This is a genomic window from Streptosporangium sp. NPDC006013 (assembly GCF_040614275.1).
In the GTDB taxonomy this organism is placed as follows: Bacteria; Actinomycetota; Actinomycetes; order Streptosporangiales; family Streptosporangiaceae; genus Streptosporangium.
Map to the genome: position 1 here is coordinate 1 of NZ_JBEXUE010000129.1, position 22,819 is coordinate 22,819.

18 protein-coding genes and 3 pseudogenes are annotated in these 22,819 nt (G+C 63.1%); 17 read left to right on the forward strand and 4 right to left on the reverse strand.

The features are described 5' to 3' along the window. Positions 1 to 224: 224 nt before the first annotated feature. From ABZ260_RS20920 to ABZ260_RS20955, 8 genes and pseudogenes are all read left to right on the forward strand, one after another. Entirely contained in the window at positions 225 to 1,010 is a 786-nt protein-coding gene (locus ABZ260_RS20920; RefSeq protein WP_355620012.1) for an SDR family oxidoreductase, read from the forward strand. Continuing rightward, complete coding sequence (locus tag ABZ260_RS20925; protein WP_355620015.1) at positions 1,007 to 2,335, forward strand: cytochrome P450; 1,329 nt, start codon at positions 1,007 to 1,009, stop codon at positions 2,333 to 2,335. Before ABZ260_RS20920 ends, ABZ260_RS20925 begins: the two co-directional genes overlap by 4 nt. Beyond that, positions 2,332 to 2,535 carry a ferredoxin gene (locus ABZ260_RS20930; RefSeq protein ID WP_355620018.1) on the forward strand — a complete coding sequence of 68 codons (204 nt, stop codon included), beginning with the start codon at positions 2,332 to 2,334 and terminating at the stop codon, positions 2,533 to 2,535. Before ABZ260_RS20925 ends, ABZ260_RS20930 begins: the two co-directional genes overlap by 4 nt. Further along, positions 2,535 to 3,083 (forward strand): hypothetical protein, encoded by a 549-nt coding sequence (locus ABZ260_RS20935; protein WP_355559132.1) that lies wholly within the window; start codon positions 2,535 to 2,537, stop codon positions 3,081 to 3,083. The genes ABZ260_RS20930 and ABZ260_RS20935 overlap by 1 nt, the downstream gene beginning before the upstream one ends. An 88-nt stretch (positions 3,084 to 3,171) precedes the next feature. After that, positions 3,172 to 4,593 (forward strand): annotated as a pseudogene (locus tag ABZ260_RS20940) (aldehyde dehydrogenase); the annotation flags it as partial. Next, positions 4,593 to 5,321, forward strand: a complete 729-nt coding sequence (locus tag ABZ260_RS20945; protein ID WP_355620021.1) for an SDR family oxidoreductase — start codon at positions 4,593 to 4,595, stop codon at positions 5,319 to 5,321. The pseudogene ABZ260_RS20940 and the gene ABZ260_RS20945, both read left to right, overlap by 1 nt. A gap of 61 nt (positions 5,322 to 5,382) precedes the next feature. Continuing rightward, complete coding sequence (locus ABZ260_RS20950; RefSeq protein WP_355620024.1) at positions 5,383 to 6,231, forward strand: NAD(P)-dependent oxidoreductase; 849 nt, start codon at positions 5,383 to 5,385, stop codon at positions 6,229 to 6,231. After that, positions 6,212 to 6,595, forward strand: a complete 384-nt coding sequence (locus tag ABZ260_RS20955; RefSeq protein WP_355620027.1) for a carboxymuconolactone decarboxylase family protein — start codon at positions 6,212 to 6,214, stop codon at positions 6,593 to 6,595. Before ABZ260_RS20950 ends, ABZ260_RS20955 begins: the two co-directional genes overlap by 20 nt. 118 nt (positions 6,596 to 6,713) lie before the next feature. Here the strand turns inward: ABZ260_RS20955 and ABZ260_RS20960 are convergent, their stop codons facing one another. Next, complete coding sequence (locus ABZ260_RS20960; protein ID WP_355620030.1) at positions 6,714 to 7,973, reverse strand: nucleotide sugar dehydrogenase; 1,260 nt, start codon at positions 7,971 to 7,973, stop codon at positions 6,714 to 6,716. 640 nt (positions 7,974 to 8,613) lie between these two features. Here ABZ260_RS20960 and ABZ260_RS20965 point away from each other — a divergent pair. The 7 genes and pseudogenes from ABZ260_RS20965 to ABZ260_RS20995 all read left to right on the forward strand — a co-directional run bounded on the left by ABZ260_RS20965 (position 8,614) and on the right by ABZ260_RS20995 (position 15,456). Beyond that, a complete protein-coding gene (locus ABZ260_RS20965) occupies positions 8,614 to 10,785 on the forward strand; it encodes a DUF4082 domain-containing protein (protein ID WP_355620033.1) in 2,172 nt (723 codons plus the stop codon). Between the two features lie 536 nt (positions 10,786 to 11,321). Further along, on the forward strand, positions 11,322 to 12,476 hold the full coding sequence (gene rffA / locus ABZ260_RS20970; RefSeq protein ID WP_355620035.1) for a dTDP-4-amino-4,6-dideoxygalactose transaminase: 1,155 nt from the start codon (positions 11,322 to 11,324) through the stop codon (positions 12,474 to 12,476). Positions 12,477 to 12,512: 36 nt separating this feature from the next. Then, the gene (locus ABZ260_RS20975) at positions 12,513 to 12,977 is read left to right on the forward strand and encodes a GtrA family protein (RefSeq protein WP_355620038.1); all 465 of its coding nucleotides are present in this window, start codon (positions 12,513 to 12,515) and stop codon (positions 12,975 to 12,977) included. A gap of 132 nt (positions 12,978 to 13,109) precedes the next feature. After that, the gene (locus tag ABZ260_RS20980) at positions 13,110 to 14,177 is read left to right on the forward strand and encodes a glucose-1-phosphate thymidylyltransferase (protein ID WP_355620041.1); all 1,068 of its coding nucleotides are present in this window, start codon (positions 13,110 to 13,112) and stop codon (positions 14,175 to 14,177) included. Beyond that, positions 14,174 to 14,335 (forward strand): annotated as a pseudogene (locus ABZ260_RS20985) (hypothetical protein); the annotation flags it as partial. The gene ABZ260_RS20980 and the pseudogene ABZ260_RS20985, both read left to right, overlap by 4 nt. 52 nt (positions 14,336 to 14,387) lie before the next feature. Beyond that, positions 14,388 to 14,579 carry a hypothetical protein gene (locus tag ABZ260_RS20990; RefSeq protein WP_355620059.1) on the forward strand — a complete coding sequence of 64 codons (192 nt, stop codon included), beginning with the start codon at positions 14,388 to 14,390 and terminating at the stop codon, positions 14,577 to 14,579. A gap of 154 nt (positions 14,580 to 14,733) precedes the next feature. Next, the gene (locus ABZ260_RS20995) at positions 14,734 to 15,456 is read left to right on the forward strand and encodes a class I SAM-dependent methyltransferase (protein ID WP_355620044.1); all 723 of its coding nucleotides are present in this window, start codon (positions 14,734 to 14,736) and stop codon (positions 15,454 to 15,456) included. Positions 15,457 to 15,607: 151 nt separating this feature from the next. Here the strand turns inward: ABZ260_RS20995 and ABZ260_RS21000 are convergent, their stop codons facing one another. From ABZ260_RS21000 to ABZ260_RS21010, 3 genes are all read right to left on the reverse strand, one after another. After that, positions 15,608 to 16,114 carry a GNAT family protein gene (locus ABZ260_RS21000; protein WP_355620047.1) on the reverse strand — a complete coding sequence of 169 codons (507 nt, stop codon included), beginning with the start codon at positions 16,112 to 16,114 and terminating at the stop codon, positions 15,608 to 15,610. 472 nt (positions 16,115 to 16,586) lie between these two features. Next, positions 16,587 to 17,294, reverse strand: a complete 708-nt coding sequence (locus ABZ260_RS21005; protein ID WP_355620050.1) for a WbqC family protein — start codon at positions 17,292 to 17,294, stop codon at positions 16,587 to 16,589. Positions 17,295 to 17,358: 64 nt separating this feature from the next. Continuing rightward, the gene (locus ABZ260_RS21010) at positions 17,359 to 18,357 is read right to left on the reverse strand and encodes a glycosyltransferase family 2 protein (RefSeq protein WP_355620053.1); all 999 of its coding nucleotides are present in this window, start codon (positions 18,355 to 18,357) and stop codon (positions 17,359 to 17,361) included. A 399-nt stretch (positions 18,358 to 18,756) separates the two neighbouring features. Here ABZ260_RS21010 and ABZ260_RS21015 point away from each other — a divergent pair. Both ABZ260_RS21015 and ABZ260_RS21020 read left to right on the forward strand, forming a co-directional pair. Beyond that, positions 18,757 to 19,308 (forward strand): annotated as a pseudogene (locus ABZ260_RS21015) (transposase); the annotation flags it as partial. Positions 19,309 to 19,532: 224 nt separating this feature from the next. Then, a complete protein-coding gene (locus ABZ260_RS21020) occupies positions 19,533 to 22,814 on the forward strand; it encodes a N,N-dimethylformamidase beta subunit family domain-containing protein (protein ID WP_355620056.1) in 3,282 nt (1,093 codons plus the stop codon). Positions 22,815 to 22,819 lie beyond the last annotated feature (5 nt).

The window sequence follows — 22,819 nt, forward strand, 5'->3', positions numbered from 1 at the left end:
TGACACGCCGATGAACCGCCACCGAGGTATCCGGAGCGCCTTCCGCCTCGTGCGATGTCCGAGGAGCCGCCCACCGGCCGGTGAGCGTGACACGCCGGCGAGGGTTCCCGAGCGCCCCTCACAGTGTTGCCCGCCCGGCGCCCGGACCGCCCGAGCGCCCGCCACCCCCGATGACCGAGCCGGAGCCCGCGCCGTACGCGAGCCGCTGACCATGGAGGTTTCCCATGCCGAGAATTCCCCCGCATCCCGAGCGCAGGCCGGTCCTGGTCACCGGGGCCTCGTCGGGTATCGGCGCGGCCGTGGCCGTGGGACTGGCGGAGGCCGGGTATCCGGTGGCGCTGGGAGCGCGCCGGACGGCGATCTGCGAGGAGCTGGCGGCGAAGATCCGGGCCGGGGGCGGGGAGGCGGTGGCGCTGCCGCTGGATGTGACCTCGGACGAGTCCGTCTCTTTTTTTGTCTCCGCAGCCGAGCAAGCGTTAGGTGAAATAGAGGTGGTGGTCACCTGCGCCGGAGAGGTGACACCGGAGAACTCCTACCAGACCTCCACCCCCTCCTTCGAGGTTCAACTCCAGCTCAACCTCGTCGGCACCCAGCGGTTCGTGTCCGCGGTGGTCCCCGCGATGGCGGCCAGGGGCCGCGGTGACATCGTGTTCGTCACCTCCGACGTCGTACGCCTGCCGCGGCCCCGGATGGGCGCCTACGTCGCCGCCAAGAACGGGTTGGAGGGACTGGCCAGGGCGATGCAGATGGAGCTGGAAGGCACCGGGGTACGCGCCTCGATCCTGCGCCCCGGGCCGACCCTGTCGGGCATGGGCCACAACTGGCCGGCGCCGGTCCTGCAGAAGGTCCTGGACGACTGGACCAGGTTCGGGCTGGCCCGGCACGACCGCTTCCTCAAACCCCGCGACGTGGCCGCGGCCGTCCTCGCCGTCGTCTCCATGCCCCGCGGCGCCCACATAACCCTCCTCGAAATCGAACCGGAAGCCCCCCTACCCGAAGGAGAGAGATGATTACCAGGCCGCCCGTGGTTTCGGGGAGTGAGCATCTAGAGGAGTTGCGCACCGATCCGATCGCGCTGATGCGGCGGGTGCGGGAGGAGTGCGGGGACGTCGGCGCGTTCGCGCTGGCGGGGCGGCCTGTCGTGCTGCTGTCCGGCGCGGAGGCCAACGAGTTCTTCTTCCGCTCCACGGAAGAGGACCTCGACCAGGCCGAGGCGTACCCGTTCATGAAACCGATCTTCGGGGAGGGCGTGGTGTTCGACGCCCCGCCCGAGCGGCGCAAGGAGATGCTGCACAACCAGGCGTTGCGGGCCACCATGATGCGCGGGCACGCCGAGACCATCGAGCGGGAGGTCAGGGAGCTGGTCGCGCTCTGGGGCGACGAGGGCGAGATCGACCTGCTCGACTGGTTCGCCGAGCTGACGATCTACACCTCCTCCTCGTGCCTGATCGGCCGGAGGTTCCGCGAGCAACTCGACGTGCGGTTCGCGCGCCTTTACCACGATCTCGAGCGCGGCACCGACCCGATCGCGTTCGTGGACCCGTACGCCGACATCGAGTCGTTCCGCCGCCGCGACGAGGCCAGGGTGAAGCTGGTGGCGCTGGTCCAGGAGATCATGGACTCGCGCGGTCCCGCGGCGCGGGAGGACCGCGACCTGCTGGACGTGCTGCTCTCGGTCGGAAACGAGGACGGCACGCCGCGCTTCGGCGCCGACGAGATCACCGGGATGTTCATCTCGATGATGTTCGCCGGGCACCACACCACCTCCGGCACCGCCGCCTGGACGCTCATCGAGCTGTTGCGCAACCCGGCGGTGCTGGCGGAGGTGACCGGGGAGCTGGACGCGCTGTACGCCGACGGCTCCACGGTGAGCTTCCAGGCGCTGCGCGAGATTCCGGTGCTGGAGTCGGCGATCAAGGAGGCGCTGCGGCTGCACCCGCCGCTGATCATGCTCATGCGGGTGGCCAAGACACCGCAGCGGGTGTGCGGGTACGACATCGAGCCCGGCGAGCTGGTGGCCGCCTCCCCCGCGATCTCCAACCGGCTGCCCGACGACTTCCCCGCGCCGGACGAGTTCCAGCCGGGGCGCTACGCGGAGCCGCGCCAGGAGGACCTGGTCAACCGGTGGACGTGGATCCCGTTCGGGGCCGGCAGGCACCGCTGCGTGGGAGCCCAGTTCGCGATGGTCCAGCTGAAGGCGATCTTCTCGGTGCTGCTGCGGGACTGGGAGTTCGCGCCCGCCCAGCCGTTGGACAGCTACCAGAACGACCACAGCAAGATGGTCGTCCAGCTCCGGCAGCCCTGCGCGGTCCGCTACCGCAGGCGGGCCCGATGAGGGTCGTCCTGGATCCCGACCTGTGCCAGGGGCACGCCGAGTGCGAGTTCGCCGCCCCGGAGGTCTTCTCCGTGCCCAGACGCGGCGTGGTGGAGATTCGGCGAGACGCCCTGCCCGACTCTCTGCCCGACCCCCTGCTCGACGCGGTGCGCGAAGCCGTGCGGAACTGCCCGACCCGGGCCCTGCGACTGGAGGACTGATGTATCCCCGCGAAGAGCTGGACGAGATGGTCCGGCTGTGGCTGTCGTCCAACCGGGAGTGCGAGCGCCTCGGCGACTGGAGGCCGCTGGCCTCCCTCTACACCGAGGACGCCACCTACGGCTGGAACCTCGGGCCCGAGCTGGAGTTCATGGCCGTGGGCCGGCGGGAGATCCGCGACATCGCGCTCGGCCAGGAGATGGGCGGTCTCGACGGCTGGCGGTACCCGTACCAGAAGGTCCTCGTCGACGAGGTCGCCGGCGAGGTGGTCGGCTTCTGGAAGCAGGTCGCCGAGGCGACGCGCCCCGACGGCACGCCGTACGAGGTGGCGGGGATCGGCGGTTCGTGGTTCAGGTACGCCGGTGAGATGAAGTGGTCGTGGCAGCGCGACTGGTTCGACTTCGGCAACGCCACCGCGCTGTTCGTGGAGATGATCCAGGCGGGCGTGCTGACCGACGGCATGAAGCGCCGGATGGAGCGCGCCGGCGGCAGACCCGGCGGCTGGTACCGGCTGGGCGGCGCCCCCGTCGCTCTCTGGGACCGCCCGTGAGCCGCCGTCCCGGCCGTGCGCCGCGCCGGGTTCCGGAACCCGCGCCGTCCTCCGATCGTGCGCCGGAGCGGGCTCCGGCCGTAAGGGGGCGGCGATGAGCGGCCGGTTCGCGAGCGTCAACCCCGCCACCGAGGAGGTGGTCGGCGAGGCCCCCGACGGGACGCCCGCCGACATGGACGCGGCGATCGGCGCGGCGCGGGAGGCGTTCGACGCCGGAGTGTGGTCCGCCGACCCGCGGCTGCGTGCCCGCTGCCTGCGCCAGCTGCGAGACGGGCTCGTCTCGCACGCCTCCGAGCTGCGGGAGCTGACGGTGGCGGAGGCCGGCTGCCCGGTCTTCCTGACGTACGGCCCCCAGCTGGACGCCCCGGTGGCGGACCTGGGCTGGTTCGCCGACCTCGCCGAGTCCTACGAGTGGTCGCGGGATCTGGGGGTGGGCGCGCCGATGGGCATGACGTCGCGGCGTACCCTGCTGCGCGAGCCCGCCGGGGTGGTCGGCGCGATCACCCCGTGGAACTTCCCGCACCAGATCAACCTGGCCAAGCTGGGCCCGGCGCTGGCGGCGGGTAACACCGTGGTGCTCAAACCCGCCCCCGACACTCCCCTGGTGGCCGATTTCATGGCGCGGATCGTCCACGAGGAGACGGACCTCCCGCCCGGCGTGCTGGGCGTCGTCACCTCCTCCTCGCACGCGCTCGGCGCCCAGCTGGTCGCCGACCCGCGGGTGGACCTGGTCTCGTTCACCGGTTCCACCGCGACGGGCCGCTCGGTGATGGCCTCGGCGGCGGCGACCGTGAAGCGGGTCTTCCTGGAGCTGGGCGGCAAGTCCGCCTACATCGTGCTGGAGGACGCGGACATCGGTTCGGCCGCGGCGATGGCGGCCTTCGCGGTGGCCACCCATGCCGGACAGGGGTGCGCGATCACGACCCGGCTGCTGCTCCCCCGGGAGCGGTTCGACGAGGGCGTGCACGCCGCGGCCAGGACGCTGGGCAGGCTGGGCGTGGGCGACCCCACCGACCCCGGGACCGTCTGCGGACCGGTGATCTCGGCCGCGCAGCGGGACCGGGTGGAGTCCTACCTGCGGCTGGCCGTGGACGAGGGCGGCGCGTTCGCCTGTGGCGGTGGGCGGCCACCGGAGCGGGACCGGGGCTTCTGGATCGAGCCGACCCTCGTCGTCGGGGTGCCGAACTCCGCGCGGGTCGCCCAGGAGGAGATCTTCGGCCCCGTGCTGGTGGCCGTGCCGCACGACGGGGACGACGACGCGGTGCGGATCGCCAACGACTCGCCGTACGGGCTGTCGGGCGCGGTGCACGGGGGCGACGAGGAGCGCGCGCTGGCGGTGGCCGGGCGGCTGCGGACCGGAACGGTCGGCGTCAACGGCGGGCAGTGGTACGGCGGGGACGTGCCGTTCGGCGGTTACAAGCAGTCGGGGGTCGGCCGGGAGATGGGCGTGCTCGGCTTCGAGGAGTACCTGGAGAGCAAGGTCGTCGCCACCCCTCACGGAGGTCAGTGATGCGTTTCGAGAACAGGGTGGCGATCGTCACCGGCGGCGCGCGAGGAATCGGCGAGGCCTACGTCCGCGCCCTGGCGGCCGAGGGCGCGAAGGTGGTGGTGGCCGACCTGGAGACCGAGCTGGGCGAGCGGGTGGCCGAGGACGTCGGCGGGGTGTTCGTCAGGACCGACGTGGCCGACCCCGAGTCGGCGAGGGCGATGGCCTCGGTGGCCAGGGAGCGTTTCGGCAGGCTCGACCACCTGGTCAACAACGCCGCGATCTACGGCGGGATGAGGCTGGACTTCCTGATCACCGTGGACTGGGACTACTACCGGAGGTTCATGGCGGTGAACCTGGACGGGGCGCTGAACTGCGTGCGCGCCTGCTATCCGCTGATGGGCGAGGGCGCCTCGATCGTCAACCAGTCGTCGACCGCCGCGTGGGTCTACTCCGGGTTCTACGGCCTGGCCAAGGTCGGTATCAACGGCCTGACCCAGCAGCTCGCCCACGAACTCGGCGGCATGGGCATCCGGGTCAACGCGATCGCCCCCGGCCCCACCGACACCGAGGCCACCCGGGCGGTGGTCCCCGAGGCCTACCGCAGGCAGATGGTCGGTGACCTGGCACTCAAGCGGCTCGGCCGGCCCGAGGACCTGACCGGGATGTGCCTGTTCCTGCTGTCGGAGGAGGCGGGCTGGATCACCGGGCAGATCTTCAACGTGGACGGCGGGCAGGTGATCCGGTCATGAGCGGCGCAACGTGGACGCAACCCCGATCGTGTGACCTTCGAATCAACGAGGGGGTTCTCCGTTGAGACTCGGATTCATCGGGCTGGGGCAGATGGGCGTGCCGATGGCCACGCACCTGGCCGGCTGGCCCGGCGGGCTGCTCGTGCACGACATCAGGGCCGAGGCGTGCGCGCCGGTGGTGGAGAAGGGCGCGCGGGCCGTGCGGGACCCGCTGGAGATCATGGCAGAGGCCGATCTGATCGAGGTTATGGTCCTCGACGACGAGCAGGTACGCCAGGTCGTGCGCGCCGGGCTGCCGGCCGCGAGGGCGGGCACGGTGATCGCCGTCCACTCGACGATCGCCCCGTCCACCGCCGAGGAACTGGCGGCCGAAGCCGAGCCGTATGGCGTGCACGTGGTGGACGCCCCGGTGAGCGGCGGCTTCATGGGCGCGCACCAGGGCAGGCTCGCGGTGTTCGTGGGCGGCCCGCAGGAGGCGGTCGAGCGGTGCGAGGAGCCGTTCGGGCGCTGGGCGGAGCTGGTGCTGCACGTCGGCCCCGCCGGGGCCGGCACCAGGGCGAAGCTGGCGCGCAACCTGCTGCACTTCGCGTCGTTCGCCGCGGCGGCGGAGGCGCAGCGGCTGGCCGAGTCGTGCGGGATCTCACTGAAGGCGCTGGCGCGGGCCGTCAGGCACTCGGACGCGATCACCGGCGGCCCGGGGGCGATCATGTTGAGGAAGACGACGGGACCTGTAACGCCGGACGATCCCTGGTACGACATATTGCTACATGTTAGGACTCTGGGGGAGAAAGACCTTACCCTCGCACTGGAACTGGCACGGGCCAGAGGGGTGGAGACCCCCCTGGCCGCCCTCGCCCTGGAACAGCTGGCCGACGGACTCGGAGTGCCCCATGAGCGATCACACGGATGACACCACTCCTGACCGCCGGAGGCGCGGATTGGAGATCATGAAACAGGTCTACGGCTGGGATCACGTCGGGGACGGGCCGGGCGACTTCTTCGGGATGACCGTCGAGCACCTGTTCGCCGAGGTGTGGTCCAGGGAGGGGATCTCGACCCGCGACCGGCGGCTGCTGCTGGTCGGCCTGCTCGTCGGGCAGGGCATGGACGACGTCGTCGGGCTTCAGCTGGACGCGGCGCTGAGGACCGGCGACCTCACCCCCGACGAGCTGCGCGAGATCGTCATCTTCCTCACCCACTACGCCGGGTGGCCCCGGGGGGCCAAGCTCAACGGCCAGGTCGAGGAGTTGATCGCCCGCGTCATGAAGTCTTAGCCCCGCGGAGTCCGGCGGGGTCACCGTCGTCGACCTCCTCTCGGCCCGTTTGGGGACCGAGATTCCCCGCGCCGCCGACGCGCCGTCTTAGGGAAGGCGCGCGGCGGGGCGAGGTGGGTCACAGCCTCTCGACATTGGGCCCGCCGCACCGGTTCCGGGTGTCGAGAACGAAGGCGCTCGCCCGCTGGACGAGCTCGTAGTCGAAGCGGTCATGGTCGGTGAGGATCAGCACCACGTCCGCCGCCGCCAGTTCCCACTCCGAGAAGGTGACGACCTCGACGCCTTCCGGCAGCAGGAAGCAGTCCACATGCGGGTCCGCGGCCCGTACGTCCGCGCCCAGCTTGCGCAGGCCCCTGACCACGTCGATCGCGGGCGACTCGCGGCAGTCTCCGGCGTTCTTCTTGTACGCGAGGCCGAGCGCGAGCACCCGGCTGCCGTTGACCGGCTTGCGCAGGCGATTCAGCGCGAGGCCGACCCGGTGCACGACGTGCTCCGGCATGTGGTCGTTGATGTCGTTGGCCAGCTCCACGAACCGGAAGTTGTGCCCCAGGCTGCGCTTGACCTTCCACGACAGGTACGACGGGTCGATCGGCAGGCAGTGACCGCCGACGCCGGGCCCGGGGGTGAAGCGCAGGTAGCCGAACGGCTTGGTCGAGGCGGCGTCGATGGCCTCCCAGACGTCGATGCCGAGCTGCTGCGCGAAGATCGAAAGCTCGTTCACCAGCGCGATGTTGACATGCCTGAAGGTGTTCTCCAGAAGCTTGCACAGCTCGGCCACCTGCAGCGAGGAGACCGGGACGACCTCCTGCACGATCCGCCCGTAGAACGTCCGGATCCTCCTCAGGGATGTCTCGTCGATCCCGGAGACGACCTTCGGCGTGTTCTCCAGACGCCACAGGGAATTGCCCGGGTCGATCCGTTCCGGGCTGTAGCCCAGGAAGAAGTCCTCCGGCGACTGCAGCCCCGAACCCTCCTCCAGCAGGGGCCGGAGATACTCCTCGGTGGTCCCGGGATACGTGGTGGACTCCAGGATCACCGTCGCGCCTCGCCGTACCAGCGGGGCGAGGGACCGGCCGGCCGAGCCGATGTGGCGGAGATCGGGAACACCTTCGCGCAGAGGCGTCGGCACCGTTATCACGCAGACGTCGAACGCCTCCGCGTCGGCGTAGTCGGCGCTGGCCCGGTAACGGCCGGAACGATGGGCGGCGGCCAGCAGGTCGTCGCCGACGTCCTCGACATAGGACTCGGCGGCGTTGAGCCGCTTGACCCGCCACTCGTCCAGATCGATCCCCACCACGTCGAACCCCGCGCCGACCGCGCGCATCGCCAGAGGCAGGCCGACGTAACCCTGGCCGACAACGACCAGCTTCTCTCCCATGTCAGGACCCCCGTCACTTCGAGATGAGATATGACCCCGACTGTAGGAGCCCGGAGTTCTCACAACATCGATTCGGCTGCGACCTGGGCGTGTCGTCTCCTGATCGAGTTTGACGCGATGTGGGCGAGCGCGTTGAGACGACTGCCGATAACGTGACCGCATCATCCAGACGTCACAAACTAATCGAAATACGAATATATGCCGTTATATATCCATATCGTTGACAGCTAGGTCACGCCCAATTAACGCGAACGGATTTCGAACCTGCCACCCAGCCCAAAGAAATGATCACCCACAGAGAACGGAAACTATTTTCACACTATAAAGCAAGGAGTATCCAGGAGTGCGCACAAGTAAATTTTATTCTAATAACGTATTAAAAGACGTCTTTTATGATCTCCCAGAGACCCGCGTGCGTCCCCTCCGAGGCACAGTCGTCAGCGTATGACATGGCATCTTCCATCAGCATGACAACATTCAGGCGATATTTCTCGCCACTTACCTTTCGACACCTTGTGCGACAAATACGACAAACCAGGCAGAATCAAGACGAATGTCGAAAGGTTAACGTAACAAGTTCCAGATTACGGGCCAGACCAAACGCCTGGCACAGCACAAAGTCAGCGAGGAGTTGTGTCGCATGTCCAATCCCTATCGCGACGCGTTTGATCAAACAGCCGATACGGTTGCGTCGGAAGAAATGAAGCACGAAACGACTGCCCAACAGCTTCTGACGGATCCAGAAACGGTTAACCGCCGTGCGGAACCCGCACGGAAAACTACCGCGCCTACGATCAATGCCAGTTACTCTCAAGTTCTTCCACGAAATTTCATTCGTTCCTGGCTGAGAGCGTCTCTCACCGCTGTCCTCGTGATGGGCGTGGTCGCCGGAACGCCGGGCAGCGCGGACGCGGCGCAGCCCGTGAGCATCGGTAATGCCGCGCCTTTCGGAACGCTGGCCGGAACCGCCGTTGTCAACACGAACCGCACCTCAATCACCGGGGACCTCGGGGTGAGCCCGGGCTCGTCGGTGGTCGGCTTCCCTCCCGGCACCGTGTCGGGAACCGTACACGCGGCCGACGCCACCGCGGCGCAGGCCAAGGCCGACCTGGTCGCCGCCTACAACGACGTCGCCGGGCGGACGCCCGACGCCACCGTGCCCTCGCAACTCGGCGGCACGACCAAGACCCCGGGCGTCTACAACTCCTCCAACGGGACCTTCGCGATAAGCGGCACGCTCACCCTCGACGCCCAGGGCGACCCGGACGCCGTCTTCATCTTCCAGGCGTCCACCCTGACCACGGCGAACGTCAGCAACATCGCCCTCCTTCGGGGCGCGCAGGCGAACAACCTCTTCTGGCAGGTCAGCGGCAACGCGACCTTGGGCACGTACTGCACCTTCCGGGGAAACGTCCTGGCACAGAACTCGGTCACGGTAAGCACCGGCGCGGCCGTCTTCGGCCGCGTCTTCGCCCTCAACGGCACGGTCAGCACCCAGGGCACCGCCAGCCTGCCGGCCACCCGCATCACCGTGCCGAACGACCCGCCGACCACCACGACCCTGACCTCATCACCCAACCCCGCCGGGGTGGGGGAACCGATCACCTTCATCGCCACGGTGAAGGCGAACACCGGCTCGGTCATTCCCGCCGGTGAAGTCGTCTTCAAGGACGGCTCGACCATCTTCGGCTCGAGTAATCACAGCAGCCTTGGCCCCGCCACGTTCACGACCTCAAACCTCTCCCCAGGAGATCACCAGATCACCGCCGTCTACCTGGGCGGGGACACCTTCGATCATGAGAACGTGATCCACTTCGCCCCGAGCACATCACCCGAACTGACCCAGTCTGTGTCAGAAAGTCTGTGGGATAACACGGCTACCCCGGCGGTCCAATCTCAACCCGACTCCCAGAACGTCGTGGTCGGCGTAAAATTCAGATCCACTGTGGATGGAATCATCACCGGTATTCGATTCTACAAGGGCCCCCAGAACATCGGGACCCACATCGGAAGCCTGTGGACCAGCAGTGGCGCTCTACTCGCGTCCGCGACCTTCACCAATGAGACCGCGTCCGGCTGGCAGAAAGTGACCTTCGCAACACCGGTTCCGATCACCGCCAACACCACCTATGTCGCCTCCTACCGCACGTCCGGGTATTATTCAGTGACAAGGTCATACTTCACTTCGCAGTACACGAACGGCCCGCTCACCGCACTCGCAGACGGTGAAGAAGGCGGCAACGGCGTATACAGCTACAGCACGGCGAACACTTTCCCGACAAACACCTATCAATCCACTAATTACTGGGTCGATGTGCTGTTCAAGCCGTCAACCAGTCTGTGGGATAACACGGCTACCCCGGCGGTCCAATCTCAACCCGACTCCCAGGACGCCGCGGTCGGCGTAAAATTCAGATCCACTGTGGATGGAGTCATCACCGGTATTCGATTCTACAAAGGCCCCCGGAACATCGGGACCCACATCGGAAGCCTGTGGACCAGCGACGGTAATCTACTCACCTCCGCGACCTTCACCAATGAGACCGCGTCCGGCTGGCAGAAAGTGAACTTCGCAACACCGGTTCCGATCACCGCCAACACCACCTATGTCGCCTCCTATTACACGACCGGATATTATTCAGTAACAAGGCCATACTTCACTTCGCAGTACACGAACGGCCCGCTCACCGCACTCGCAGACGGCGAAGAAGGCGGCAACGGCGTATACAGCTACAGCACAGCGAACACTTTCCCGACGATCACCTACCAATCCGCTAACTACTGGGTCGATGTGGTGTTCGAAAGCAATTAATATTACAGTCATAGATAATTTCATACTGACGCGTTACTAAAGCGCCCTACCGCGCTGGGGGCTTATTCAATCATTCGTGGGATTGCCCGTGGCGCCGACCGTAGTTTCTCGTGGATCGGCCCGAACGGGCCGATGCGACGACTGAGACCATTTCGGCCGCTGACCACGACCACACACCTACGGCGGCCGGTACGGCATCGGGGGGTGCTTTCCAGCGCCCAGCGCCCAGCGTCCGGCATGGACGCTGGGCGCTGGGCTCCGGCTTGATGGCGTCGCCAGCGGCATGACCGGCGAGGGAAGTCCGCCGAAGGACGGAGGACAGCCCCCGCGAAGGGGGTCCCCTCGAACCTCCCGCGGGCCGTGGAAGCTGACATCCGGAGCGACCTCGGGAGAACCAGCCACACCACCGCAGAGAATAAAAGGGATAAAAGTCCGAAATCAGCCTGAGCACATAAGGGCAAAACTTGCTCAATGGTTTCCCAATGGAATGAGGGCGCAATGTGTGGCGACAGGTCGGTTCGTTGTTCACTGCGGCGGTGAGTCCAACCGAACTGAAGACGATTCCCTTCAATCGAACACATATCTCGGAAAATGAGCTCAATTACCTCACGGAGGCCGTACGCCAAGGATCCACCTCCGGAGATGGGCCGTTCACCCACCGGGCCGCCAGACTTCTCAGGGAGATGACCGGGTCAAACCATGCGCTGCTGACTACCTCTTGCACGCATGCGCTGGAGATGTCGGCGATCCTGCTGGATCTGAGGCCCGGTGACGAGGTGATCATGCCGTCGTTCACTTTCATGTCGGCGGCCAACGCCTACGCCCTGCGCGGGGCTGTGCCCGTATTCGTCGACTGCAGGCCCGACACCCTGAACGTGGATGAACGCCTGATCGAGGCCGCGATCACCGATCGCACGCGGGCCATCGTGGTCGTTCACTACGCGGGTGTCGGCTGCGCAATGGAGATCATCGGCGAACTCACGGAACGGCACGGCCTGGCTCTCGTTGAGGACAACGCCCACGGACTGGGCGGGTTCTACCAGGGCCGGCCCCTGGGGTCGTTCGGATGCATGGCCACGCAGAGCTTCCACGAAACGAAGAACGTCCAGTGCGGAGAGGGCGGCGCGTTGCTCCTGAACGATGCCGGTCTCGTTGCGCGGGCCGAAATCATCCGAGAGAAGGGCACCGACCGCAGTCGGTTCTTCCGGGGTCAGGTGGACAAGTACCGGTGGATCGACATTGGCTCAAGCTACCTGCCATCCGATGTTCTCGCCGCACAGCTGACCTCCCAGCTGGAATCTTTCGAAAAGATTCAGTTCCGGCGTCACACCGCGTGGCACGGGTATCACAAGGAACTGGCGGACTGGGCGGCGAAGAACGGGGTCTCTCAGCCGATGATCCCGGACGGCTGCGCGCATCCCGCACATCTGTACTATCTACTGCTCCCAGATCTGGAGAACCGCCAGGCGTTCATCAGCCATCTTTCGAGCAGAGGTGTGCAGGCGACATTCCATTACCAGCCGTTGCACACCGCCCCCGCGGGCGTGCGGTATGGGCGGGTGGCTTCGGGCGGATGCCCAGTAACGGAGGATGTCGCAGATCGCCTCGTACGACTGCCGCTCTTCGCCGACCTGGATGAGGCCGACATGACACACGTGATCGACGCCGTCCAGACCTACAGGGTGAGTTGATCCCGCCACCTGATCATCGTCCGGAGTGACTGCCATATGGTTGAAGTCGAAAACCAAATCGTCCGCGACAGGAATTCATATTTTTGGCGGCGAGCTCTGATCGCGGCGCTTGGGGGACAACGCATCACATATCTACTGGCCGGCGCCATGACGGCTGCAGTCTATTACGTTCTCCTTGGCCTGGGATTGCTTGTCGCCAAAGACGAGGTTCCTTATCTTTCCCTACTTGTGGTCAGCCACTTGATCACCTCGATCATCGTCTATCCCTGGTACAGGCTGGTGGTCTTCCGTGTTTCCAGGGAATCGTGGATTACGGGTTATCTGCGGTTCTACGTGGTCGGATTGAGCTTCCTGGCGGCATCTGTTATCGGTGTCCCGATTTTGGTTGAATTCGCTGGTATTCCGATTATGGTAGCGCAGGGTCTGATAATAATCGCGAGTCCACCGCTAGGCTATGCCATACATCGAACATGGACGTTTCCTGATCGCGGAAAAGTCTAGTCTTGGCAACATGTCACACGCTCTTCGACAAAAACGAAGGACGGCGACGAGCCGCTAATTGGAGCTACGCGTAAATTTGAGCGGACATACCGTGCCGCGGCCAAGCATTCTTCGTGGAAGGACTCAAGGACCATGAAGGCACTCGTTCTAGCGGGTGGCAAGGGGACGAGGCTGCGCCCGCTGACCCACACCTCGGCGAAGCAGCTGGTCCCCGTCGCCAACAAACCGGTGCTCTATTACGGACTCGAAGCGATACGGGACGCGGACATCAGCAGCGTCGGAATCATCGTCGGCGACACGGCTCGCGAGGTTCAGGAAGCGGTCGGGGACGGTTCGAAGTTCGGCCTCGACGTGACCTACATCCCCCAGGACGCTCCTCTTGGGCTTGCGCACTGTGTCCTGATCGCCCGAGAGTTCCTCGCCGATGAGCCATTCGTGATGTACCTGGGTGACAACTTCCTGGTAGACGGCATCGCTGGCCTGGTAGATGCCTTCCGTGAAGCTGACAATGACGCCCAGATCCTGCTCACCAAAGTCGCCGAACCACAATTCTACGGAGTCGCCGAACTTGGGCCGGAGGGCGAGATCATCGGGCTGGAAGAGAAGCCGGAGCACCCGCGTAGCGATCTCGCGATCGTGGGGGTCTACACGTTCTCTCCGGCCATTCATGAGGCCGTCCGGGCGATCACGCCTTCCGCCCGGGGCGAGCTAGAGATCACGGATGCGATCAAATGGCTCATTGACAACGGTGGTCGCGTCCGTTCGCACTTCGTCAGCGGCTACTGGAGGGATACCGGGCGTCTGCAGGACATGCTGGAGTGTAATCGCATCGTCTTGGAGGCAATCGAACCAGACATCCGGGGAACCATTGACGGGTTCTCGGAGATAACGGGACGCGTTGTCATCGAGCCCGGGGCGGTGGTAGAGAACTCGGTGATTCGAGGGCCTGCGGTTGTCGGGGCCCACAGCAAGATCAACGGTTCGTACATCGGTCCCTACACCTCAATCGGCGAGGGCTGCGTGCTGGAGGACGCCGATGTGCAATACAGCATAGTTCTGGGAGAGTCCACCATCAGAGGCGTCTCAGGGCTCACGTACTCCCTGATCGGCCGAAACGTCGAGGTCAGCCGGGCCAGAGGAGTGCCCAACACGCATCAACTCATGGTCGGCGACCACAGCAAGATTCAGGTGCGAGCATGAAAATCCTTGTTCCAGGTGGCGCTGGATTCATCGGCTCCCACTATGTGCGATCACTGCTGTCCGGAAGGCAGGCGGCGCTCGATACCGGCGTGCGTACGGTCGTTCAGGTCTCCACGGACGAGGTATACGGATCCATCGCCGCAGGATCCTGGACCAAGTCGGAGCCCTTACTGCCCAACTCCCCCTACTCGGCTGCTCGCAGCCTTCGGCATGGGCTGGGAGATGGTCGCACAGGTGCCGGACAGACTCGGACACGATCAGCGTTACTCCCTGGACAGCAGCAAGATCGAGGCGATCGGCTACAAACCCCGCATTGACTTCGACGCAGGACTCGACCAAGTCGTGCGGTGGTACCGCGATCACCAGGACTGGTGGCGTCGACTGAAGAAAACCGATCGGTGATCGCTGGAGTACCGCAGTTCACCGAACGCTCCAACAGCGGTTTCGGGGCACTGGTCATGCCTCCCAGGTTGTGGGGCGCCTTGGATTCGCAAGCACACATGATGAGATCGCAACTACTTTCCGCGCATGTATAGCTCCTAGAAGGGTGTATGTCATGGAGGCCACTCAGATTCGTCGCACGGTCGAGGTGGAAGACCGGCACTGGTGGTATCGCGAGCGACGTGCCATCCTCGCGCGTGAGCTCCGTCGAATCAGCACGCCCGGCAGAGCGCTCGACATCGGTGCGGCAGGGGGCGGCAATACCCGCGTGCTCATCGAGTACGGGTGGGACGCGTTGGCCGCGGACTACTCCGAAACCGCGGTAGAGCTTGCCCGCGAGCGTGGCCTGCAGGCAGTCCATGCCGACGCGCGGGATCTACCTCTGCCCGACATGCGATTCGACCTCGTCTTGGCATTCGACGTGCTGGAGCACATCGAGGAGGACCACAAAGCCGTCCGCGAGCTCGTACGTGTGCTCCAACCTGGCGGAACGGCGCTGATCACGGTCCCATGCGACATGGCTCTGTGGTCAGCACACGACGTGGCATCCTGCCATGTCCGTCGGTATACACGGGATGGCTTGAACTCCCTGCTGACCGGAGAAGGCCTGATCATCGACCGTATGTGGAGCTGGAACGTCTTGCTGAGACCGGTCGTCGCCTGGCGCAGGAGACGCATCTCCGGGTCCGACGTCACGGAAATGCCATATCTGGCCAACATGGGCCTTGGCGCCATCATCGCGGTTGAGAGGTACCTGCCGGTCAAGTCGCTCCCTGGAGTCTCCCTCATCGTGAGAGCACACCGCCCCCGATCGTCTGGAGGATGCGCACCCGCCTGAATCCGGGCAGAGCAAAGCCGGCACCGCCTGTTCAACCTGCTGATGCCACCTCAAGCCACGTTTGCCTCCTTGGCCATCCGGCGTGGACGAAAATCGGCAAGCATTCATGGGTGGCCGTGGGAACTCCCCTCCCTTCGGGGAGGGGAGGATGTCAAGGGCGCAGCACCGAATAGAGGACCTGGTCGTGCCAGCCGCCATCCCGCCATTGGGCACGGCGCAGGATCCCCTCGCGTTCGAACCCGATCTTCTCCAGAGCGCGTTGCTCGCCGTAGTTGGCGATGTCGGTGAAGGACTGGATGCGCTCGGCCCGCGTGTGGGCGAACAAGTAATCCACAAGCTGGCGCTGAGCCAGTGTTCCGATTCCCTTGCGGCGGAAGTCGGAGAAGACGCAGATGCCCATCGCCCAGCACCAGCACGTAGCGTCTGGTCCCCAGGCGGTCATCCACCACACCACCCATCCGGCTGCATCCTCGTCGACGTCGATGGTGAGTCGGCCGGAGTCAGCACCGAGGAATCCGTTCTCGGCGAACTCTTGGCGCAGCCCGTGAGAAGAGCGGTGTCCGTACCACTGGAGCTCGCCTCTGCGCTCCGGGGTAGCCCGTTCCGCCTCGAAGACGTCCAGATCTTCCTCTCGGACCGGCCTCAGTTTGACCTTCATGACCTTCCTTTCATATGGCCTGCGCAAGCCTCGTGGCAGAGCGGTTCCAGCGGCGCCGACGTGAGAAGTGGTCGGCCTGACGGATCGGTTCGGGCAGTCGCTAGACGGGCGCGAACCGCAGAACATCGTCGTAGAGGAGAGTCCACGAGCCTCTTTCGGAGTCGATCACGTGATATCGACATGACAGAATACGAGTCGAGATGCGTCAGCCGATGCTGACTCCACTGATATCCGGTAAGCATTCATCAGGTTCCGGAGCCGAAGACTGCTCGCGCGTGATGCAGCCCACTGTCAGCGTCATCCTCGGGTCAGATCCAGCGGGCCGGAACCAGGGAGTGCTTACCTTACGAATGCAGTACATGAATGACCGACTTCTCGATTTATCACGGCCTCTGCCATACCACGGAGACAGCAGTACGCCGCAGCCTTCCGGGTGAAGCAACATTCGACTCGCTCAGGATCGAATCGGCACTCATCGTAATGCACCCCCGAAATTAGTGATCTTTAGATGTTCGGCAGCGTTCGGCCCCGTGTTGAAGATGAGATCAAGGATGCTCACCCGATGGTCGAACGGCGGATGGAGCTGTGGATATTCGGGGTAGCCTGAGTAGTCGAACCATCGAACCTCGATTTCCGCTCTCCGGAAGAGGCCTTCATCGAGGTAAGCCCGCGCAGCCGGACCAGTGACATATTGGCAGGCGCCCGCCTTCTGGCACAGATCGACGAGGCGCTCTGTCTTGGATCCTGTCGTTTCATAGTCGGTGGACCAGCGCAGATTGGCCTCAATACCAAGGATCAAACAGAGCCCATCGAGGAAGTGCTTGTTTATTTCAGACAGCCTGTCACTTCCACATCCGCGGTAAAGTCTTTCCAGGGCCGATGCGAACTCGTCAAAATAGGGAGCCCTCCGGTAGGCCTGCGTGAGGACTCGCCAGTGCACGACGCTCCAGTTCGGGTCGGTGACGGTCACTTCGTTGATCAGCTGACTCCGAGGACCGCGCTTGAGCGGAATCGAGAGCCACCTGAGACCCGTCGCCGTCTTTATACGGTTACGATTACGCCAATCTCTGTCAGTGTATTGCACTTCGTCGAGGAGGATGAACTCGTCAACGCCGGCGATTAGGTCAAAGTATCCCTTCCATGGAATATAGTTTGATTGAACTATCGCAACCCGTTTCATGCGCCCTACACTTTCGACTTGTTCGAACTTCGCATGAATCCCTCAGAGAAACCCCTGGGGACTATCATTCGTGAATACCGGCTCCCGGATGGATGACAGTTTCCCTGCTCACATCAGGAGTCACCGACAGGCTTGGAGCATGACTTTCAGACCGTTTGCGAATGATGTACGTTGGGCGCCCCATGCGTTCCACATGAATCCTGCCGAGATATTCTCCGATGACTCCAAGGGCAACCATCTGGGCAGAGGCGAAGAGCGAAATCATGGAGGCCGTCGATGTGAATCCTTTAACCGTGGTATCTCCACACCAGTACTTCCAAAGAAAGACCGCGAGAAGGATGGTTCCGATAGCGCCCGCCAACAACCCGAAATAGGTGACCAAGCGAAGCGGAATAGTGCTGTACGCAACCAGTACATCGACCGCGTGGCGAACGAGCATCGAAACAGTGTAATTGGAGTTCCCAACGGATCGGTGTTTCATATTCACCCGGACGGTCCCGACCCGCGTGGTCGCCCATGAAAATGCGATATCGATTAGAGTGTACGGCCCTGTGACTCCGTCCAATGATTCGCGCAGAAAACTACGGAAGGCACGAAACGCGCAAATATCTTGACTGTTTTCCCCGCCGAACCGCCCAGAGATTCCAATTTTGAGCGACTTCGAGGCTAGATCACGTACAAATCCGTGTGTCCCAGTGTGTGGGACTGCGTAAACGATGTCGAGCTCAGGCCGGAGACCTGCCAGGAGTTTGGGAATCTCTTCTGGTGGATGCTGGAGATCATCGTCCATGGTCACCACGATGTCGTAGCGAGCGCAGCGGATGCCGGCGACAAGAGCGTTGTGCTGTCCGTAGTTTCGGGCCAGCAGCAGCGCACGGACTGTTTCATGCCGATCGGCAAGCTCTTGAGCGACTTCCCACGTGTTGTCTGGTGAACCGTCGACGACAAGTACGACCTCAAACTGGGAGGCGACGGTCGGCAGAACGACAAGGAGGCGATCCACCAATGTCGGAAGTGTCTGCACTGATCGGTAACATGGGATCACGACGGATACGCAGGTCATAGCGTCAGTCTTACGAATGCCGAGCCGTCCTACCGGGACCGCAGGTTCGAATTTGCACTATATTGGCGAAGCCAAGGATAAATCCGAGTTCTTCTAGGTCGCCAAGAATCTGATCCAGGTAGTCCTCGCACCGTCGCCGCTCCGGACCGGGATCACCCCGGCCGACAGCCATACCCGGTCAGGCCCTCGATTTAACGCCTCAGAGGGCGTTTTGGCATGGACCGTAGGGCTTAGCTGCTTATGTCCAGCGGAGCATTCGCGCGGTTTCGTCTGGAATCTGTGCATCTATGTGCCGAGGCGAGATCGCTTCGATGTCCATTTCGTTAGATGACCTGACCCAGATTCCGTCTGGCGTGGGCTTGCCCAGGACGCGCCGTGTTTCGACAGGTTCTGGCCGGCCTGGCCCGGGTGAAGGACGGGCACGACGCGGAGCCGACGGCCTCGGTCATCGACACCCAGAGCGTGAAGACCTCCACCAACCCGCCGACCACGACCCAGGGCACGGACGCGGCCAAGAAGATCGTGGGTCGCAAGCGCAGCGTCGCGACCCACGCGCTCGGCCTGCTCCTAGCGGTCACCGTCTGCGCCGCCTCGGTCTCGGAGAATCAAGCCGGTATGCAGGTGCTGGACCAGGCCAAAGCCGACCACCCCACGCTCACCAAGACCTGGGTCGACGCCGGATTCAAGAACCGGTTCACCGAACACGCCGCCGCTCTGGGCATCGACGCCGAGGTCGTTCCCCGCAACTCCGACATCAAGGGCTTCCATGTCCTCAAACGCCGCTGGGTCATCGAGCGGACGTTCGGCTGGCTGATGCTCCACCGCCGTCTGGCCCGCGACTACGAGACCCTACCCGCCAGTTCCGAAGCCATGATTCACATCGCAATGATCGACAACACCAGTAAGCGCATAACCGACGAAGCCACACCAACCTGGCGAGGGACGTACTAGGGCAAACAACGCAAATCAAACGCCCTCTCACGGTGCGCATGGATCCAGCCTCAGGGGCGCGAGGACGTCGGCTTCCAATTATCTCTTGCCCATCCTGCACTCAGCCCGAAGGTAAGAATTTTCGTTTTTCGCGATTTTTTAGATCGAATCGACCCTTGCCGTGAATCACACCTCCTGTACAGAATCAGCTTCAGTATCCGCTGGATGCGGAAATCGCCGCTTCTATGAGTAATACCGGCCAGGGTGCGATCGTCGCTACCTTTCGCTTATCGGTCTTCGCTGATGAAGATTCACCACAGGAGTACAAACGGGGGTTGCGCATGCCAGGCAACGAGAAGAGGAGCGGCAGCAGGAGGAGGCGATGGCAGACGGTCCCGATCGCCATGCGAGCCTTTGGTGTCTCCATCGTGGCCGTGATCAGCCTGCCCCAAGCCGTCTGGGCGCAGAACCCCGCCTCGGATATCAGTCAAGGCGAACTGAAGGTCGTCAGCGCTCTCGGCGAGAACCGGATGGACGTCACGCTTAAGCCGATTGCGCCGGTTACGCCGGTTACGCCGGAAGAGACTTCGGGCAAGGTGCACAGCCAGCCCATGGAAGTCAACCCGACTCCATCGGTGGACGTTATGCAGAACCCGTCCCGGTTCACCGGCTTAGCCGCGAATGGAATGCGTCAGGAGAGACACGTGATCCGCTCGGCGGCACGCGTCGGCGGCAAGAAGGCCCGGACCGCAGCCGCCCACTCCCGAGCGCTCCGCGCCGATTGTCCGCCGACTTCTATAATCTGCCTGGAGAACAGCCTCCCCGGTAGTCCCCCCAGTGAATGGGACATACCTGGAGCCGGTAGCAGTCATATTAATGGGTATGCGGCTCAGATAAGCGTCAACAAAGGGGAGGTCGTGCAATTCAAGGTGAACACCTCCGTTACCGCTTACCGCATGGATATTTATCGCATTGGATACTATGGCGGCATGGGTGCACGAAAAATCACAACGATTAGACCTTCTGTGTCTTTGCCCCAGATACAGCCGGCTTGCTTGAATGACGCGGCAACCGGATTGATTGATTGTGGGAACTGGAGCGTATCCGCCTCCTGGGCCGTGCCAAGTGATGCCGTCTCTGGAGTCTACATTGCGAACATGATCCGAGAGGACGGGATAAGCGGCGCCAGTCAGCTTATATTTATTGTCCGAGATGACGCGGGCAATTCAGATCTCCTGTTTCAAACCTCTGATGCGACCTGGCAGGCATACAACACGTATGGCGGAAACAGCTTGTATGTAGGCAGTCCTGCGGGGCGCGCCTTCAAGGTCAGCTACAACCGTCCGGTCATCACACGCGCCGGATGGCCGGAAACGTATTTCTACGATTCCGAGTATCCCATGGTCAGATGGCTTGAGGCCAACAGCTACAACGTGAGCTATACCTCCAGCGTCGACACCGTAATGCGAGGATCTGAGCTGCTCAAGCATAGGGTGTTCCTCACTGTCGGGCACGCCGAGTACTGGTCCAAAGAAATGCGGGACAATGTGGAGAACGCTCGAAACAACGGCGTTAACCTCGCTTTCTTCAGTGGAAACGATGTGTTCTGGAAGACGAGATGGGAAAATAGTATCGACGGAACGAATACCTCATATCGAACACTCGTCTGCTACAAAGAGACGTTGGCCAACGCCAAGATCGATCCGAATACTCAGTGGACCGGAACATGGCGAGATCCGCGTTTCTCCCCACCGTCAGACGGCGGCAGGCCGGAGAATGCCGTGACCGGCACCTTGTTCAGGGTCAACGGCAACGTCAGCGATTCGATCGCTGTTCCTGCGGCATACGGCCCCATGCGACTGTGGCGCAACACATCCGTCGCGAGCCTTCAACCCGGCCAGACGGCTGTATTTCCTGCAGGAACACTGGGGTACGAGTGGAATGAATCGCCGCAAGATGCGTTTACCCCGCAAGGGCCGGTGAGGCTTTCCGAAACAACACTGGCCAATTCTTCCAAGATTCTACTTGACTTTGGCGGTACGTACGGCGCCGGAGTCGCCACACATCGCCTGACGCTTTACAAACACACAAGCGGTGCGCTTGTCTTCGGCGCGGGAACTATCCAATGGTCGTGGGGGCTGGATGCCAATCATGATCGAGGAGCGGGCACACCCACAGATATTCGCATGCAGCAGGCAACGGTCAATCTCTTCGCTGACATGCGGGTCCAACCGGCAACCCTTCAACCAGGTTTGGTTCCGGCGACCGCGTCAACGGACATCACTCCCCCAACGTCGACGATTACCTCTCCATCGAGTGGTGCGTCAGTGGAAGGTGGAGCGAGCATCTCGATCGAAGGGACCGCAACTGACACCGGAGGCGGTGTTGTGGCAGGCGTTGAGGTCTCAGTTGACGGTGGCACCACATGGTCTCAGGCAACAGGTCGCACAAATTGGAAGTTTGATTGGGCGACCAACACCACCGGCCCGGTGACGATTCTCGCCCGAGCAGTCGACGACATCGGCAACCTCCAGAAAACTCCGACCTCCATAAGCGTTACTGTTAACACAGGTTGCCCCTGTACCATTTGGCCACCGGACGCTGTGCCCGCTGAGGCTTCGAAGAACGACCCCAAGCGAATTGAAGTCGGAGTCAAGTTCCGCTCCAAGAGCCCGGGCTATGTCTCAGGAATCAGATTCTACAAAGGTTCGCTTAACACGGGAACACACACCGGCAACCTCTGGAGCTCTACAGGAGTGCTCTTGGCAAGCGCGAAATTCACCAACGAAACAGCAAGCGGCTGGCAGCAGGTGAATTTTTCGACACCCGTCGAGGTGAGCGCCAACACCACCTATGTCGCTTCCTACTTCACGACATCAGGGTTCTACTCGGTAACAAGAGACTACTTCACCAAGGCATATTCGAACGGCCTGCTCACTGCGCTTGCGGATGGCACAGACGGCGGTAACGGCGTGTACAGCTACGGTTCGGTGAGTACTTTCCCGACCAGTACCTACAGAGCCACCAATGCCTGGGTCGACGTGGTGTTCTCAGATTTGAGCACTCTGTGGGATGATACAACAGTGCCGGATGTCGCATCCCAGCCCGACACCCAACCGGTTGCCCTCGGCGTGAAATTCCAAGCCTCGGTCCCGGGCTTCATCAATGGAATCAGATTCTACAAAGGCCCCCAGAACACCGGGACCCATACCGGAAGCCTGTGGACCAGCAGTGGCCAGCTACTCGCGCAGGCGACTTTCACCGCCGAGACCGCATCCGGATGGCAGCAGGCAATTTTTGCGACACCTGTCGCGGTCAGTGCAAATACTACCTACATAGCCTCTTATCACACGACATCTGGGTATTATTCGCTAACAAGACCATACTTTACCACGCAATATACGCGTGGCCGGCTTACCGCCCTTGCCGATGCCGCGCTGCGTCGTTACTACTGGGACCCCATCTTGGTGCAATCGCACCGCCGACGGCCCCGACTTCATGTTCCTGCACGAAGCACTCCCGGGTGACGTGA